The sequence below is a fragment of the Streptomyces sp. NPDC058880 genome (assembly GCF_042742535.1).
Lineage (GTDB): Bacteria > Actinomycetota > Actinomycetes > Streptomycetales > Streptomycetaceae > Streptomyces.
In genome coordinates, this window is record NZ_JBHYMC010000030.1 from 24,896 (window position 1) to 40,991 (window position 16,096).

The 16,096-nt window shown below is 72.6% G+C and carries 13 protein-coding genes; 10 read left to right on the forward strand and 3 right to left on the reverse strand.

Annotated elements, in window-relative coordinates; translation table 11 throughout:
- Positions 1-13 precede the first annotated feature (13 nt).
- A complete protein-coding gene (locus tag ACFW2G_RS18585) occupies positions 14-994 on the reverse strand; it encodes an alpha-ketoacid dehydrogenase subunit beta (protein WP_384584980.1) in 981 nt (326 codons plus the stop codon).
- Entirely contained in the window at positions 994-2,202 is a 1,209-nt protein-coding gene (gene pdhA, locus ACFW2G_RS18590; protein ID WP_037920562.1) for a pyruvate dehydrogenase (acetyl-transferring) E1 component subunit alpha, read from the reverse strand. Before pdhA ends, ACFW2G_RS18585 begins: the two co-directional genes overlap by 1 nt.
- 326 nt (positions 2,203-2,528) lie before the next feature.
- On the opposite strand from pdhA, the gene ACFW2G_RS18595 reads away from it, so the two are divergent.
- On the forward strand, positions 2,529-3,188 hold the full coding sequence (locus ACFW2G_RS18595; protein ID WP_037920560.1) for a response regulator transcription factor: 660 nt from the start codon (positions 2,529-2,531) through the stop codon (positions 3,186-3,188).
- A gap of 245 nt (positions 3,189-3,433) precedes the next feature.
- Here the strand turns inward: ACFW2G_RS18595 and ACFW2G_RS18600 are convergent, their stop codons facing one another.
- Positions 3,434-5,032: a protein kinase gene (locus tag ACFW2G_RS18600; protein ID WP_384448140.1), complete on the reverse strand. Its 1,599-nt coding sequence runs from the start codon at positions 5,030-5,032 to the stop codon at positions 3,434-3,436.
- A 231-nt stretch (positions 5,033-5,263) separates the two neighbouring features.
- On the opposite strand from ACFW2G_RS18600, the gene ACFW2G_RS18605 reads away from it, so the two are divergent.
- The 9 genes from ACFW2G_RS18605 to ACFW2G_RS18645 all read left to right on the forward strand — a co-directional run bounded on the left by ACFW2G_RS18605 (position 5,264) and on the right by ACFW2G_RS18645 (position 16,082).
- Positions 5,264-6,940, forward strand: a complete 1,677-nt coding sequence (locus tag ACFW2G_RS18605) for a protein kinase (RefSeq protein ID WP_384584983.1) — start codon at positions 5,264-5,266, stop codon at positions 6,938-6,940.
- A gap of 159 nt (positions 6,941-7,099) precedes the next feature.
- Positions 7,100-7,660 carry a hypothetical protein gene (locus tag ACFW2G_RS18610; RefSeq protein WP_052030359.1) on the forward strand — a complete coding sequence of 187 codons (561 nt, stop codon included), beginning with the start codon at positions 7,100-7,102 and terminating at the stop codon, positions 7,658-7,660.
- Positions 7,661-7,745: 85 nt separating this feature from the next.
- Entirely contained in the window at positions 7,746-8,393 is a 648-nt protein-coding gene (locus ACFW2G_RS18615; RefSeq protein WP_384448131.1) for a PadR family transcriptional regulator, read from the forward strand.
- A 25-nt stretch (positions 8,394-8,418) separates the two neighbouring features.
- Positions 8,419-9,165, forward strand: a complete 747-nt coding sequence (locus tag ACFW2G_RS18620; protein WP_384448128.1) for an ABC transporter ATP-binding protein — start codon at positions 8,419-8,421, stop codon at positions 9,163-9,165.
- A gap of 101 nt (positions 9,166-9,266) precedes the next feature.
- Positions 9,267-12,023, forward strand: coding sequence for an ABC transporter permease (locus ACFW2G_RS18625; protein ID WP_384584986.1), 2,757 nt, complete (start codon positions 9,267-9,269; stop codon positions 12,021-12,023).
- 102 nt (positions 12,024-12,125) lie between these two features.
- Positions 12,126-12,665 carry a bacterial proteasome activator family protein gene (locus tag ACFW2G_RS18630; RefSeq protein WP_037920550.1) on the forward strand — a complete coding sequence of 180 codons (540 nt, stop codon included), beginning with the start codon at positions 12,126-12,128 and terminating at the stop codon, positions 12,663-12,665.
- A 158-nt stretch (positions 12,666-12,823) separates the two neighbouring features.
- Positions 12,824-13,702 carry an NTP transferase domain-containing protein gene (locus ACFW2G_RS18635; protein WP_037921366.1) on the forward strand — a complete coding sequence of 293 codons (879 nt, stop codon included), beginning with the start codon at positions 12,824-12,826 and terminating at the stop codon, positions 13,700-13,702.
- Positions 13,699-14,994, forward strand: coding sequence for a molybdopterin molybdotransferase MoeA (locus tag ACFW2G_RS18640; RefSeq protein WP_384584750.1), 1,296 nt, complete (start codon positions 13,699-13,701; stop codon positions 14,992-14,994). The genes ACFW2G_RS18635 and ACFW2G_RS18640 overlap by 4 nt, the downstream gene beginning before the upstream one ends.
- A complete protein-coding gene (locus ACFW2G_RS18645; RefSeq protein WP_037921362.1) occupies positions 14,982-16,082 on the forward strand; it encodes a TrkA family potassium uptake protein in 1,101 nt (366 codons plus the stop codon). The genes ACFW2G_RS18640 and ACFW2G_RS18645 overlap by 13 nt, the downstream gene beginning before the upstream one ends.
- Positions 16,083-16,096: the final 14 nt, after the last annotated feature.

Sequence of the window (16,096 nt, forward strand, 5' to 3'; positions counted from 1 at the left end):
GGAACGTGGCTCCTCAGTACGCCAGCGAGCGGTCGACGGCGTCGAGCACCCGGTCCAGGCCCGGCAGGTACTCGTCCTCCAGGCGGGCCGGCGGGTACGGGGCGTGGAAGCCGCCCACGCGCAGTACCGGCGCCTCCAGGTGGTAGAAGCACCGCTCCGTGATGCGGGCGGCGATCTCCGATCCCACGCCGAGGAAGACCGGCGCCTCGTGGACGACGACGAGCCGGCGGGTCCGCTCCACGGACGCCTGGATCCCGTCGAAGTCGACCGGGGACATCGAGCGCAGGTCCAGGACCTCGATCGACTTGCCCTCCTCGGCGGCCGCGGCGGCCGCCTCCAGGCAGACCTTCACCATCGGACCGTAGGCGGCCAGGGTGAGGTCGGTGCCCTCGCGCACCACGCGCGACGTGTGCAGCTCGCCGGGGATGGCCTCGGTGTCGACCTCGCCCTTGTCCCAGTAGCGGCGCTTCGGCTCGAAGAAGATCACCGGGTCGTCGCTGAGGATCGCCTGCTGGAGCATCCAGTAGGCGTCGGCGGCGTTCGACGGGGAGACCACCTTCAGGCCCGCGACGTGCGCGAACAGCGCCTCCGGGGACTCCGAGTGGTGCTCGACCGCGCCGATGGCACCGCCGTAGGGGATGCGCACGACGACCGGCAGCTTGATCTTGCCCAGGGCGCGCGCGTGCATCTTCGCGAGCTGCGTGACGATCTGGTCGTACGCGGGGAAGACGAAACCGTCGAACTGGATCTCCACGACCGGCCGGTAGCCGCGCAGGGCCAGGCCGATGGCGGTGCCGACGATGCCCGACTCGGCCAGCGGAGTGTCGATGACCCGCTCCTCGCCGAAGTCCTTCTGCAGGCCGTCGGTGATCCGGAAGACACCGCCCAGCTTGCCGACGTCCTCGCCCATGATCAGGACCTTCGGGTCCTGCTCCAGGGCCTTGCGCAGCGACTCGTTGAGCGCCTTCGCGATCGACATCTTCTGGGCAGCCATCAGTGACCCTCCTCGGCCGACTCGAAGGACGCGAGGTAGGCGGCGAACTGGGCGCGCTCCTCGTCGACGAGCGCGTGCCCGTCCGCGTAGACGTTCTCGAAGATCGCCATGGTGTCCGGGTCGGGCATGGCGCGCACGGCCTCGCGCACGCGCTTGCCCATGGCCTCGCTCTCGGCCTCCAGCTCGGCGAAGAACGCCTCGTCGGCGCCGCCGGTGGCCAGCAGGTGGGCCTTCAGGCGCTGGATCGGGTCCTTGGACTCCCAGGCCGCCGTCTCCTCGTCCCGCCGGTACTTCGTCGGGTCGTCGGAGGTGGTGTGCGCGCCCATGCGGTACGTGTACGCCTCGACGAGGGTCGGGCCCTCGCCCCGGCGCGCCCGGTCCAGTGCCCAGCGGGTCACGGCCAGGCAGGCCAGGACGTCGTTGCCGTCGACGCGGACACCGGGGAAGCCGAAGCCCTGCGCGCGCTGGTAGAGCGGCACGCGCATCTGGCGCTCGGTCGGCTCGGAGATCGCCCACTGGTTGTTCTGGCAGAAGAACACCACGGGGGAGTTGTAGACGGCGGAGAAGTTGAAGGCCTCCATCACGTCGCCCTGGCTCGACGCGCCGTCGCCGAAGTAAGCGATCACGGCCGCGTCCGCGCCGTCCTTGGCCACACCCATCGCGTACCCGGTCGCGTGGAGCGTCTGCGAGCCGATGACGATCGTGTAGAGGTGGAAGTTGTTGAGGTTGGGGTCCCAGCCGCCGTGGTTCACACCGCGGAACATCCCGAGCAGGTTGGTCGGGTCGACCCCGCGGCACCAGGCGACGCCGTGCTCGCGGTAGGTCGGGAAGACGTAGTCCGCGTCGTTCAGCGCCCGGCCGGAGCCGATCTGCGCGGCCTCCTGGCCGAGGAGCGAGGCCCACAGCCCCAGCTCGCCCTGGCGCTGCAGGGCGGTCGCCTCACCGTCGAAGCGGCGGGTCATGACCATGTCGCGGTACAGGCCGCGCAGGTCCTCTGTGGTGATGTCTGCGACGAAGGGGGCGAACTCCGCGTTCTCCGCGTTGTCGACCCGCTCCCCTTGGGGCGTCAGCAGCTGTACGAGCTGAGGTTCAGCGTCCTGCGTCTGCGCGGTGGCAGCGGCGGGCTTGGCGGCGCTCGCCGCACCTGCCGCCCGCTTGGTGCCGCTGCTGCGTCGCGGCTTGCGCGCGGCAGTGCTCTCCACGGTCACTTGTGCTCCTCCGTCGGTCCGGCACCCGGGTTCTCCGGGGTCCAGTGCGGCTCACCTGCGTCCGTGACGAGCGCACGGGGTGGGTGCGCATCGCGTTCGGGATTCAGGCGTGACAGGCGTCCCGGCGAGTGCCCTGCGCAATGCACGTTACCCAGTGCGCCGCATAACTGCGAAACCCCGTTTGACCTGCGTTTTTGCTTGGATTTCCAAGTAAATCCGCAGGAGCGGGAACAACCACTGGTCACAGCCTTGCAGGGGCCGGGAACAACGGCACGTTATCCCGGGTAACTCCGGCAGGGAAGGGGTTGGTGTGTGAAACTGACTTCGTGCGCGAAGACGGAAAAATCAAGGTATTCCTCCTGGACGACCACGAAGTGGTCCGTCGGGGCGTCCACGAGCTGCTGTCGGTCGAAGAGGACATCGAGATCGTCGGCGAGGCCGGCACGGCCGCCGACGCACTGGTCCGGATCCCCGCGACCCGCCCCGACGTGGCCGTCCTGGACGTCCGGCTGCCGGACGGCAGCGGGGTGGAAGTGTGCCGCGAGGTCCGCTCGCAGACCGAGGACGTCAAGTGCCTGATGCTGACCTCGTTCGCCGACGACGAGGCCCTCTTCGACGCGATCATGGCCGGTGCCTCCGGCTACGTCCTGAAGGCGATCCGCGGGAACGAGCTGCTCAACGCCGTGCGTGACGTCGCCGCCGGCAAGTCGCTGCTGGACCCGGTGGCCACTGCCCGGGTGCTGGAGCGGCTGCGCGACGGCAAGGGGGGCAGGGGCGACGACCGCCTCGCCAACCTGACCGAGCAGGAGCGCAAGATCCTCGACCTGATCGGCGAGGGCCTGACCAACCGGGTCATCGGCGAGCGGCTGCACCTGGCCGAGAAGACGATCAAGAACTACGTCTCCAGCCTGCTGTCCAAGCTGGGCATGGAGCGCCGCTCCCAGGCCGCCGCCTACGTCGCCCGCCTCCAGGCCGAGAAGCGCTAGGGCGGGCGGGCCGGCAATTTCAATTCCCCTTATGCCCGGGTCCGGTCGGTTCGCTTCGGTTCGCCACAGCGGGGCGTTCGACTCCGCCCCCACGCGAATCGAACTCCCGGCTCAGAACGGTTAGCCCGCTCGCCGAGAACCCGAATCCCGACCGCCCCCGCCGGCCCGCCCGCTGACGGGGCATCCATGCGAAAGGGCCCGGCGGAAGTCGATTCCGCCGGGCCCGTTGCGTCTTCGCCCCGCGCTCACTCCGCGCTGTCGGGGCCCGGCGGCGGCGCGGACTTGGTCGCCGTCGCGGTCGCCGTGGCCGTCTTCGTCGCCGTGGCGGTGGCGGTGGCGGTGGCGCTCTTGGTCGCCGTGGGAGTCGGCGACTGCGTCGCCGTCGCCGTGGGGGACTGGCTGGCGGTCTGTGTGCGGGTACGGACCGGCTGCGGCTGGGTCTCGTTGCTCGTCGGCGTGTTGTCCGTGGGCTGGCGCGAGTGCGTCGGGTCCGGCGAGTCGGACGCGCTCGGCTGGTCGCTGGGGACGGTCTGGGTCGTTCCCGGGTCCTGCTTCTCGCCGCCCTTGCCACCGCCCACGCCGTTGACCGCGTAGGCCACGCCGCCCGCGATCGCGACGATGGCGAGGACCGCGAACAGCCACATCTTCCAGCGGCCGCCGCCGTTGCCGCGCCGGTCGTCGTAGACCTCGTAGCCGCCGCTGTGACCGCCGGAGTGGCCTCCCGGGGCGCCGGGGAAGGCCGCGCCGTCGTCCGGGTTCAGCGGCGGCACCATCGGCTGCTGGAACTGCGAGGTCGAGGCGTTCGAGCCGTAGCGCGGCCCGCCGCCGTTTCCGCCCACCGGCGGCATGGCCGTGGTGGCGGCGACGCCGCCGCGACCGTGCGGCAGCGACATGGTGATCGGGCCGGTGTTCCAGGTACCGGTGTTCGGGCCCTGGTCGTGCAGCATCTGCAGTGCGTACTGGACCAGCCCGCGCATCTCCTCGGCGCTCTGGAACCGGTCGTCCGGGTCCTTGGCGAGGGAGCGCATGACGAGCCCGTCGAGCTCCTGCGGGATGTGGTGGCCCTCCGGCAGCTGCGAGGGCGGCACGGGCGCGTCCTGGACGTGCTGGTAGACCACGGAGAGCGGGGTCTCGCCGGTGAACGGAGGTCGCAGCGCGAGGAGTTCGTAGAGCAGGCAGCCGGTCGCGTACAGGTCACTGCGGTGGTCCACCGCCTTGCCGAGGGCCTGTTCGGGCGACAGGTACTGCGGGGTGCCCATGACCATGCCGGTCTGGGTCATCGTCGCCTGACCGCCGTGCAGGGCGCGGGCGATGCCGAAGTCCATCACCTTCACCGCGCCGGCGTCGGTGATGATGACGTTCGCCGGCTTGATGTCGCGGTGGACGATGCCGTGCTGGTGCGAGTACGCGAGGGCCTCCAGCACGCCCGAGACGATGATGAGCGCCTGCTCGGGGCCCGGGGCCTCGGCACTGATCAGCAGGTCCCGGATGGTGCGGCCCTCGACCAGCTCCATGACGATGTACGGGACGGTGTTCGGGCCGACCCGGTCCTCGCCCGAGTCGTACACGGCCACGACGGCGTGGTGGTTGAGCCCGGCGACGGACTGCGCCTCGCGGGTGAAGCGGGCTTTGGACACCGGGTCCTCGGCGAGGTCCGCGCGCAGCAGCTTCACCGCGACGGTGCGGCCCAGCCGCACGTCCTCGGCGGCGAACACCTCCGCCATGCCGCCGCGGCCCAGCCGGTGCGTCAGCCGGTAACGGCCGTCGCCCACCAGGCCGCCGTCGCCCCAGTGCTCAGGACCGTCGGTCATCCCGGCGCCGTTTCCCTCGGGTTCGGGTGCCATCAGTCCTCGCCGTCGTCTCTCTCGGCCGCCGCTCAGCGGTAGTCCTCTTTATTGGTGCTCCGGTGAACGCTACAGCCTCGGAACCGGTCACCGTTCGGACAAGGCCACCCTGTGCACGTGTGGTCACGGAACGGGCACCCGGCTTGACGTGTGCTTGCCCTGGGGCAGACTGGGCGCCACATGCGCCCGGCCGGAGGCGTGGACGGCACATTCCGAGGGGAAGCAACAGTCATGAGCCAGGACGGCACTCAGGGCCAGTACGCGGGCGGCTCTCTGGCCGGTGGCCGTTACCAGCTAAGGGACTTGCTGGGTGCCGGCGGCATGGCCTCCGTGTACCTCGCGTACGACTCCGCCCTCGACCGGCAGGTGGCCATCAAGACCCTGCACAGCGACCTCGGCCGGGAACAGTCCTTCCGCGAGCGTTTCCGCCGCGAGGCCCAGGCTGTAGCGAAACTGTCGCACACGAACATCGTCTCGGTCTTCGACACCGGTGAGGGCGAGGTGACGTTCGGCGGCGGCCGCCCGGACGACGGTGCCGTGATGCCGTACATCGTCATGGAGTACGTGGAGGGCAAGCCGCTCGGCTCGGTGCTGGACGCGGACATCCGGCAGTACGGCGCGATGCCCGCGGAGAAGGCGCTGAAGGTGACGGCCGACGTACTGGCCGCCCTGGAGACCAGCCACGAGATGGGCCTGGTCCACCGCGACATCAAGCCCGGCAACGTGATGGTGAACAAGCGCGGCGTGGTCAAGGTGATGGACTTCGGCATCGCCCGCGCCATGCAGTCGGGGGTCACCTCGATGACCCAGACCGGCATGGTCGTCGGCACCCCGCAGTACCTCTCGCCCGAACAGGCCCTCGGGCGCGGTGTCGACGCCCGCTCCGACCTGTACTCCGTGGGCATCATGCTGTTCCAGCTGCTGACGGGACGGCTGCCGTTCGACGCGGACTCGCCGCTCGCCATCGCGTACGCCCACGTGCAGGAGGAGCCGGTCGCGCCGTCCTCCATCAACCGGTCGGTGACCCCGGCGATGGACGCGCTGGTGGCGCGGGCGCTGAAGAAGAACCCGAACGAGCGCTTCCCCACGGCAGCGGCCATGGGCGACGAGGTCGCGCGGGTGCTGGGCTCCGGGCAGACCGGGGCTCCGGTCATCGTGCCGGGCCAGGGGCCGCTGAGCAGCGGCGCGGGGGTGTCCTCCGCCGTGTTCCCGCCGGTGGAGTCCGGTTTCCAGGCCCCGCCGCAGTCGCTGCAGCAGCCGTACCAGGCTCCGCACGCCCCGACGCCCGCCCCGCACGCCCCGACGCCGGCCCCGCACGCCCCGACGCCGGCCCCGCAGCCGCACGCGCAGGGCGGCTACGCCTACCCGCACGCGGCCCCGCCGCAGCAGGGCTACGCGCCGCAGACGCCGCCCCCGTACACGATCTCCCCGGCGGGCGGGGCGGGCACGTCCGGCTCCGGTGGCGGCGGCAAGCGGAACACGCCCGTGGTCGTGGGGGCGATCGCGGTGGCGGTGCTGGCCGTCGGCGGCCTGATCGCGGCGATCTCGATGAACGGGGACGACAAGGGCGACACCACCGCCGATCCGGGCAGCTCGGCGTCCGCGTCCGCGAAGGCCGGCTACAAGGGCCCCGACGTCACCCGCACGATCGACCCGAAGAAGTGCTCGGAGCCCACGAAGCACTACAGCGAGGCCGGCAAGTACCAGGCGCCGGACCTCAAGTACAAGAACGTGTTGTCCGTGAAGGCCTGCATCCAGGCCTCGGGTGGCAAGTACACGATCGTCGAGAAGGACGAGGCCGTGTACGGCAAGGACACGGTGCTCAGCCAGTCCCCGGCCGCCGGCGACAAGATCGACAAGGAGGGCACGGAGTACACGCTCACCGTGTCCACCGGCAATCCGGAGTAGGCCCGCGGCAACCGCGGGACAACCGGCCCGCACGACACACCGGCATCCCGAGCACCCACCAGGGCGCCCGGGATGCCGTTTTTGCCCCACTATGTAAATCTGAGCGCGTATCGCTGACCCCAGCGAGCACGCCGGCGCTCGGGACGGGAGGGGCTCCCCGTGATCCAAGGCTTCCGTCCTTCGCGCTGGCTGGCGTGCGCCGCGCTGGCCGCCGCCGCCCTCGCGCCCGCCGCCTCCGCGTACGCAGGCCCGCCCGCCCCGGCCCACCCCGACCGCACCCCCGTCCACCGCACGCCCGTCCACCGTGTCGCACCGTCCACGGACCGGGCGGCGCACCTCGCGGCCGCCCGGACCGAGGAGGCCGACGGGGGCGACGACGCCCGCGAGGAGCTTGCGGGGAGCGCCGCCGGGGTCGGCCGCGAACGGCCCGGCCGGCCGGCCGGAGAGCCCGCCGACCCGGAGCTGCTGATCGCCTCCCGGCCACTGCCGGTGCACCCCCGCACCGAGCCCACGCCGCCGGCGCCGCCCCCGCCCTCGCCGCCCGTGCCGCCACGCCCCACCGCCGCCCCGACAGCGCGTGACGCCGTCACCGCCCTCGGCACCGAACCCAACGACCGCGCCGCCGACCTGGCCGCGCACATACTGCCGCTGGGCACCGGATTCGCCCTGATGGGGCTGGGGCTGGGATATCTGGGCGTGCGGCTGCGGCGGGGAGCGTAGCGCCGTCCTCCTTCCTCCGTCCCCCTTCCGGCGTACGCCCCGGGATGGTTGCCCACCGTGAACATACTCGGTATACATACCGAGTATGTCGATCCGTCACGGGCTGCTCGCCCTCCTGGAACGGGGCCCTCGGTACGGCTCCCAGCTGCGCACCGAGTTCGAATCCCGGACCGGCTCCACCTGGCCCCTCAACGTCGGGCAGGTCTACACGACCCTGGCCCGGCTCGAACGCGACGGCCTCGTCGCACCCGACGGCGAGGACGCCGCGGGGCACACGCTCTACGCCATCACCGACACCGGGCGCACCGAACTGCGCCAGTGGTACGAACGCCCCGTCGACCGCGCCAACCCGCCCCGGGACGAACTGTCCATCAAGCTCGCCATGGCCGTGGGCGCCCCGGGCGTGGACATCCGCGCCGTCATCCAGTCCCAGCGGCACGCCACCATCCGCGCGATGCAGGACTACACCCGGCTCAAGGCCACCGCCCTGGCGGCGGTCGAGAGCGGCCGGTCCGGCGAACGCGACGACGTCGCCTGGCTGCTCGTCCTGGAACAGCTCATCTTCCAGACCGAGGCCGAGGCGCGCTGGCTCGACCACTGCGAGGCCCGGCTCGTCCGGCTCTCCCTGCCGGCCGACCGGAGAGCCGCCGCGCCCGAACCGCCCCAGGCCGCCGCCGAGAACCCGGCCCCGACCACCGCCCGTTCCCGCACCGCCCGCACGCGGCGCGCCTGAACCGCCTTCCCAGGGGGGATCCTCCATGCCCGACCAGCGCCAACCCCGGCAACCCGTTCTGCAGTTGGAGCGGCTCGTCCGCACCCACGGCAGCGGCGCCACCGAAGTGCACGCCCTGCGCGGCATCGACCTCGCCGTCCACCCCGGCGAACTCGTCGCCGTCATGGGCCCCTCCGGCTCCGGCAAGTCCACGCTGCTCACCCTCGCCGGCGGCCTCGACGTCCCCACCAGCGGCCGAGTACTGGTCGAGGGCACCGACATCACCACGGCGAGCCGCACACAGCTCGCCGCGCTGCGCCGCCGCAGCATCGGCTACGTCTTCCAGGACTACAACCTGATCCCGGCCCTCACCGCCGCGGAGAACGTCGCCCTGCCGCTCGAACTCGACGGGACCTCCGCCCGCAAGGCCCGCGGGGCGGCCCTCGCGGCGCTCGCGGAGATGAACCTGGGCGTCCTCGCCGACCGCTTCCCCGACGAGATGTCCGGCGGCCAGCAGCAACGCGTGGCCATCGCCCGCGCCCTCGTGGGCGACCGCCGCCTCGTCCTGGCCGACGAGCCCACCGGCGCCCTCGACTCCGAGACCGGCGAGTCCGTCCTCGGCCTGCTGCGCTCCCGCTGCGACGCGGGCGCGGCCGGGGTCCTCGTCACCCACGAGCCGCGCTTCGCCGCGTGGGCCGACCGCGTGGTCTTCCTCCGCGACGGCACCGTGGTCGACGAGACCACGCGCAGCCACGCCGACTCCCTCCTGTCCGGGCAGGCGGGCGGCCAGTGATCTCCTCGCTCCAAGGCTGGTACCACTCCTGGGTCGCCGCCGTGCGCATCGCGCGCCGCGACGCCTGGCGCGCCAAGGGCCGCAGTTCCCTGGTCCTCGCGATGATCGCCCTGCCGATCGTCGGCGTCAGCGCCGCCGACCTCACCCTGCGCAGCGCCGAGCTCTCCCCCGACCAGGCCGTCAGCCGCGTGGTCGGAGCCTCCGACGCCCGGGTCAGCACCTCGTACGCGGGCAAGGCCATCTACCAACTGCCCGACGGGTCACGCTACGTACCGGTCGGCGGCTACGACAGCGCCGACGTTCCGACGGAACCCGAGAAGAAGTCCCCGGAGCAGGTGGCCGCCGGGTTCCCGCCCGGAAGCAGGATCCTGAAGGACTCGGCCGGCTACGGCAAGGTCCGCACCCGGCACGGGCTGCTCGACACCGACCTGCGCGAGATCGACCTGCACGACCCGCTGGCGAAGGGCCTGGTCACGCTCGACCGCGGCCGGCTGCCCGAGCGGGCGGGCGAGGTCGTCGCGACGAACGCCTTCCTGGACAACTCCGGCCTGTTCGTCGGCTCCTCGGTCACCCCGCGCGGCGCCACCTCCGCCTACAAGATCGTCGGTGCGTACGAGTTGCCGAGCGAACTCGGCAAGGTGCAGGTCATCGGCCCGCCCGGGAGCCTGATCGCCCCCCTCGACCAGGCACTCCAGGCCTCCGGGGGCACCGGGTTGCACCCGGATGATTCCTATCTGGTCACCGTGGGCGGTGAAGGTTTCACGTGGAACATGGTCCAGGCGGCCAACGCCAGGTCCCTGGTCGTCGTCTCCCGTGCCGTCGCCAACCACCCGCCCGCCGACGCCGACGTACCGCTCTACCGCCAGGAACCCAAGGAGCAGTTCGAGCGGGGCTCCGGCAGCGCCACCGAAATGGCCATCCTGGCCACGGTCGTGGGCCTCGCCATGCTGGAGATCTGCCTGCTCGCCGGACCGGCCTTCGCCGTCGGTGCCCGCCGCTCGCGCCGCCAGCTCGGCCTGGTGGGGGCCAATGGCGGGGACCGCCGTCACGTCCGTTCCATCGTGCTCTCCGGCGGTCTGGTCATCGGCGCCGCGGCCGCCGTCTCCGGTACCGCGATCGGCATCGCCCTGACCGTCGCCCTCCAGCCGGTGCTGGAGGAGCAGCTCGGCAACCGCTTCGGCGACCTGGACTTCCGCCCGCTCGAACTGGTCGGCATCGCCCTGCTCGCGGTGGTGACCGGACTGCTGTCCGCGATCGTCCCCGCGGTCACCGCCTCCCGGCAGACGGTGTTGGCCTCACTGACCGGCCGCCGCGGTGTGCGCAGGTCCAACCGGGTGCTGCCGGTGGTCGGCCTGGTCGCCGTCGCCGCCGGTGCCGGGATCGCCCTCTACGGCAGCGTGTCGGACCTGGGCTCCACCGTCGTGGCGGGCGGCAGCGCGCTCGCCGAGCTCGGCATCGTCGCCCTCACCCCGGTCCTGGTCGGCGTCTTCGGACGGCTCGGCCGCCGGCTGCCGCTCTCCCCGCGGCTCGCGCTGCGCGACGCCGTGCGCAACCGGGGCCGTACGGCGCCCGCCGTGGCAGCGGTGCTGGCCGCCGTCGCCGGCACCGTGGCGGTGGCCACGTACCAGCACAGCAGCGACATCCAGAGCCGGCACGAGTACGTCGCCGACCTCCCGCACGGCACCGGCTCGCTGCTGACCTCCGAGAACGGCGCCTACCGGGACGTGCCCGCCCTGCGCGAGTCCCTCACCAAGCAGCTCCCGGTCGCCCGCCGGGCGGACGTCGACCGGCTGGTCGTCGGCAAGCCGGGCTGCGAGCCGTTCTCCCGGGACCCGGCCTGCGGCCGCGCCGAGATCATCACCCCCAAGGACCAGCGGTGCCCGCTCTACGAAAGCCCCGACCCCGAGGCCTTCAGCGCGGAGGAGGCCCGCCGACTGCGCCAGGACTGGCGCTGCCAGGGCGCCACGCGGGGCACCCAGTACTCCACGGTCGTCGCTGACGAGAAGCTGCTGAGCGTGCTCGCGGTCACCGACCCGGGCTCCGTGTCCGCTCTCCGGCAGGGCCGGGCGGTCGCCTTCGACAAGAGGCAGGTCAAGGACGGCACACTCACCCTGCGGATCATCACCGGGCCGGACGAGGCCGAGGGCATCGCCGGTCCGGCGAGGGAACCGGTCGGCGTGGACAAGGTCATCCCCGTCCACCTGGTCCCGGAGGGCACCGAGGGATGGGGCATCGAACTGGTCCTGCCCCCGGCTGCGGTGCAGGCCACGGGGCTGACCACGGCCCCGGTCGGCTCGTACTTCGCCCTCGACGGGACGCCGGCCTCCGAGCAGCTGCAGAGGATCGCCGCGGACATCGACCGGATGGGTGTGGACGCCTCTCTGCGGATCGAAGCGGGCTACCAGGGCAACGACAGCCTGGCCCTGCTCGCCCTGTCCGTGTTCGCCGGCCTGGTCACCATCGGCGCGGCCGGCATCGCCACCGGACTGTCCCAGGCCGACGCCGAAGCCGACCTGAAGACGCTGGCAGCGGTGGGCGCCCCGCCGCGGGTGCGCCGGACGCTGAGCGGCTTCCAGTGCGGGGTGGTGGCCCTGATGGGCGTCGTCCTGGGCTCGGCCGCCGGGATCCTGCCCGCGATCGGCCTGCGTCTGACGCAGCGACGGGAACTGGAGGCGCTCGCCCAGCGCGCCGTCGAGGAGGGCTACTCCGCGGCGGGCGAGTCCGTGCCGTTCGTGCCGATCGCCGTGCCGTGGGAGACCCTCGCCGGACTGCTCGTCATCGTCCCGCTGGGCGCGGCCCTCCTGGCGGCGCTGGTCACCCGCTCCAGCGGCGCGCTGGCCCGCCGGGCCGCGGGCTGAGCAGGGGGGGGATTTCCCCGGTCCGGTGCCCCCGTACAGGGTGGATCACGACGGTACGGGGGCACACCGTGTGAGAACGAAGGTGTGCGAGAGAATGACGGCATGGAGATGCCGAGGAGTGAACGGTCGCAGGACAGTCCCCCGCACGTCCTGATCGTGGGACAGGACGGGTCGGCGGTCGGCGACGCCGATGACGAGTCGCGCGAGGTCCCGGTGACGGAAATGGTCGAACAGCCCGCCAAGGTCATGCGGATCGGCAGCATGATCAAGCAACTCCTTGAAGAGGTACGCGCCGCGCCCCTCGACGAGGCGAGCCGGGTCCGGCTCAAGGACATCCACGCAGCCTCCGTGAAGGAGCTGGAGGACGGCCTGGCCCCGGAGCTCGTGGAGGAACTGGAGCGCCTGTCCCTGCCGTTCACCGAGGAGACCATCCCCTCCGAGGCGGAACTGCGGATCGCACAAGCCCAGTTGGTGGGCTGGCTTGAGGGCCTCTTCCACGGCATCCAGACCGCACTGTTCGCGCAGCAGATGGCAGCGCGGGCCCAGTTGGAGCAGATGCGCCGCGCCCTCCCTGCGGGGGGTCCGCACGACGACGACGATGACGGCGGCCACGGCGCGATCCGTTCGGGCCCCTACCTCTAGCCTCCGACCGTCCGCACGAACCACGGGTCCGGGCCCGCGCCCCCAGGGGCGCGGGCCCGCCCGTTTCCCCGGCGCCGCCAGGACGAAGCACCGGCGGAAACAAGCACCGGGCAAGGGCGGCTCCTCGTCGGAAACACCGTCCGCGCATACTCATGGGCATGAGCTACGACGCGATCGTGCTGGCCGGCGGCGCCGCGCGGCGACTCGGCGGGGCGGACAAGCCCGCGCTGAGCGTCGGCGGGCGAGCGCTCCTCGACCGCGTCCTCGACGCCTGCCCGGATGCCCTGCGCACCGTCGTGGTCGGTGGCAGGAGGCCCACCGCGCGTCCCGTGCAGTGGGCCCGCGAGGACCCGCCCGGGAGCGGCCCGGTGGCCGCGCTGGACGCCGGCCTGCGCGGGACCACCGCGGGGCTGGTCCTCGTACTCTCCGCGGACCTGCCGTTCCTGGACCGGGAGACCGTGGCGGCCCTGCTGGCCGCGCCCGACGAACACGGCACGGACGGGGCGATGCTGCGGGACCCCGGTGGGCGCGACCAGCCACTGGTCGCCGCCTACCGGGCCGAACCCCTGCGCCGCGAGGTCGCGCTGCTCGCCGCCGAACACGGCGGCCTCGCCGGGCTCCCGCTGCGCGCGCTCACTGCGGAACTGCGGCTGGCTCCCGTCGCGGCCCAGCCACTCGCCGCGTTCGACTGCGACACCTGGGAGGATCTCGCCGCCGCCCGCGCCCGGATCAGGGAGCATGGAACCGTGCTGGACCAATGGATCACCGCAGTCAAGAACGAGCTGGGCATCGACCTTGCCGTCGACACCACGACCCTGCTCGACCTCGCCCGGGACGCGGCCCACGGCGTCGCCCGGCCCGCCGCGCCCCTGACCACCTTCCTGGTCGGGTACGCCGCCGCCCACGCGGCCGCCACCGGCGCCGACCCCGCGCAGGCCGTGGCCGAGGCCTCCCGCAGGGCCGCGGACCTGGCGCTGCGCTGGGCAGCCGAGGCGGAGGCCGATGGCGCCGCCCCCCGAGAGAACGGCTCGGCATGACCCCCGCGAACTCCGCCGAACAGGCCCTGGAGGAGGCCCTGGCCCTGGTCAGCCGCGCCCCCGGGGGCGGCGCCGGCGGCAGCCACCGGGCCGCCGCCTGGCCGCGCGCCCGGGACACCGCCGCCCACGCCGGGGCCGAGATGCGCGCCCGCAGCCATGACGTCCCCCTCGCGGACGCCCTCGGCGAGGTCCTCACCGCCTCCCTGGAGGCGCTGACCGACCTGCCGTCCTTCGACACCTCCGCCATGGACGGCTGGGCCGTGGCCGGCCCCGGCCCGTGGCACGTCAGCGAGGGCGACGGCGTACTGGCCGGCTCCGGCCTTCCAGAGCCCCTCGCCGACGGCGAGGCCGTCCGGATCGCCACCGGTGCCCGGATCCCCGCCGACACCACCGCCGTCATCCGCAGCGAGCACTGCCGCGAGGCGGGCGGACAGCTCTTCGCCGGCCGGCCCGTCGTCACCGGCCAGGACATCCGCCCGCGCGGGCAGGAGTGCCGCTCGGGTGACCTGCTGCTGCCCGCCGGCTCGCTGGTCACGCCCGCGGTGCTCGGACTCGCCGCGGCCGCGGGCTACGACGAGCTGACCACTCGGCCCCGCCCCCGCGTGGAGATCCTGGTACTCGGCGACGAACTGCTCACCGAGGGCCGCCCGCACGACGGGCTGATCCGTGACGCCCTGAGCCCGATGCTGGCCCCCTGGCTCACGCGCCTGGGGGCCGAGGTCATCGGCACCCGGACGCTCGGCGACGACCCGGCCGGTGCGGCCGCCCTGCTGAAGGCCGTCACCACCACCACCGCCGACGTCCTGGTCACCACCGGCGGTACCGCATCCGGACCCGTCGACCACGTCCGCCCCGTACTGGAGAAGGCCGGAGCCCGGCTGCTCGTCGACGGAGTGGCGGTGCGGCCCGGGCACCCCATGCTGCTGGCACGGATCGGCGACCGGGCGGACGGGCGGCACGTGGTCGGGCTGCCCGGAAACCCCCTCGCCGCCGTATCCGGGCTGCTGACCCTCGCCGAGCCGCTGCTGCGCGCCCTCGCGGGGCGCCGCCCGCGTCCGCGCTACACGGCGACCGTGCAGGGCGCCGTACAGGGGCACCCCTACGACACCCGGCTGGTCCCGGTCCGGCTCGACGACGAGCAGGCCGTACCGCTGCGCTACCACGGCCCCGCGATGCTGCGCGGCGTGGCGGCCGCGGACGCGCTGGCCGTCGTACCACCGGGGGGCGCCCGGTCCGGACAGGAGCTTGAGGTCCTCGATCTGCCGTGGGCCGCTGGAGGATGTTTCACGTGAAACTGCCCGGACAGGACGCCATGGCCCGCGGCGCGGACGAGAAGCTCGTCTCGCGGCGCATCAAGCTGCCCAAACGCATCGTCGAGCATCCGCTGCGGCAGGTCGCCAAGCGTCTCCTGATGGCCTTGTTCGTGCTCTTCCTCACGGTCTTCATCGTGTGGCTGGACCGCGACGGCTACCACGACAACGCCAACGAGACGGTCGATCTCCTCGACTGCTTCTACTACGCGACGGTGACGCTGTCGACGACCGGCTATGGCGACATCGTCCCCTACAGCGACAGCGCGCGGCTGATCAACATCCTGCTGATCACACCGCTGCGCGTGCTGTTCCTGATCATCCTCGTCGGTACCACCCTCGAAGTCCTGACGGAACGGACGAGGGAAGAGTGGCGGCTGAAGCGCTGGAGGAAGAACTTGCGCGAACACACGGTCGTCGTCGGCTTCGGCACGAAGGGCCGCTCGGCCCTCCAGACACTGCTGGCCACCGGCGTCTCCAGGGAGCAGGTGGTCATCGTCGACCCCAGCGCCAAGGTCATCGACATGGCCAACGCCGAGGGGTTCACGGGCGTGGTCGGCGACGCCACCCGCTCGGACGTACTGCTCCGTGCCGAGCTCCAGAAGGCCCGTCAGGTCGTCATCGCCACCCAGCGCGACGACACGGCGGTCCTGGTCACTCTGACGGCCCGGCAGCTCAACCGCGGAGCGAAGATCGTCGCCGCGGTGCGCGAGGAGGAGAACGCCCCGCTGCTGCGCCAGTCCGGGGCGGATGCGGTCATCACGAGCGCCAGCGCGGCCGGCCGGCTGCTGGGCCTGTCGGTGCTCAGCCCGAGCGCGGGCACCGTGATGGAGGACCTGATCCAGCAGGGCAGCGGCCTGGACCTGATCGAACGGCCCGTCCGCAAGTCGGAGGTCGGCAAGTCGGTGCGCGACACCGACGACCTCGTCGTGAACGTGCTGCGCGGCCACCGGCTGCTCCCGTACGACGATCCGCACGCGAGCCCGCTCCAGCTGACGGACCGTCTCATCACCATCGTGCGAGCGATTCCGCCCACCGCTCCGAAGTCGACGTTGGGTCCTGCCGAGTAGCCGCGCCGTGGCGT

Excerpts from the sequence above, each read along its gene's own strand:
- ACFW2G_RS18605 (WP_384584983.1), top strand. The coding sequence starts at position 5,264 with ATGAGCCAGGACGGCACTCAGGGCCAGTACGCGGGCGGCTCTCTGGCC.
- ACFW2G_RS18625 (WP_384584986.1), top strand. The coding sequence starts at position 9,267 with ATGATCGCCCTGCCGATCGTCGGCGTCAGCGCCGCCGACCTCACCCTG.
- ACFW2G_RS18615 (WP_384448131.1), top strand. The coding sequence starts at position 7,746 with ATGTCGATCCGTCACGGGCTGCTCGCCCTCCTGGAACGGGGCCCTCGG.
- ACFW2G_RS18645 (WP_037921362.1), top strand. The coding sequence starts at position 14,982 with ATGTTTCACGTGAAACTGCCCGGACAGGACGCCATGGCCCGCGGCGCG.
- ACFW2G_RS18635 (WP_037921366.1), top strand. The coding sequence starts at position 12,824 with ATGAGCTACGACGCGATCGTGCTGGCCGGCGGCGCCGCGCGGCGACTC.
- ACFW2G_RS18640 (WP_384584750.1), top strand. The coding sequence starts at position 13,699 with ATGACCCCCGCGAACTCCGCCGAACAGGCCCTGGAGGAGGCCCTGGCC.
- ACFW2G_RS18585 (WP_384584980.1), bottom strand. The coding sequence starts at position 994 with ATGGCTGCCCAGAAGATGTCGATCGCGAAGGCGCTCAACGAGTCGCTG.
- ACFW2G_RS18600 (WP_384448140.1), bottom strand. The coding sequence starts at position 5,032 with ATGGCACCCGAACCCGAGGGAAACGGCGCCGGGATGACCGACGGTCCT.
- ACFW2G_RS18620 (WP_384448128.1), top strand. The coding sequence starts at position 8,419 with ATGCCCGACCAGCGCCAACCCCGGCAACCCGTTCTGCAGTTGGAGCGG.
- ACFW2G_RS18630 (WP_037920550.1), top strand. The coding sequence starts at position 12,126 with ATGGAGATGCCGAGGAGTGAACGGTCGCAGGACAGTCCCCCGCACGTC.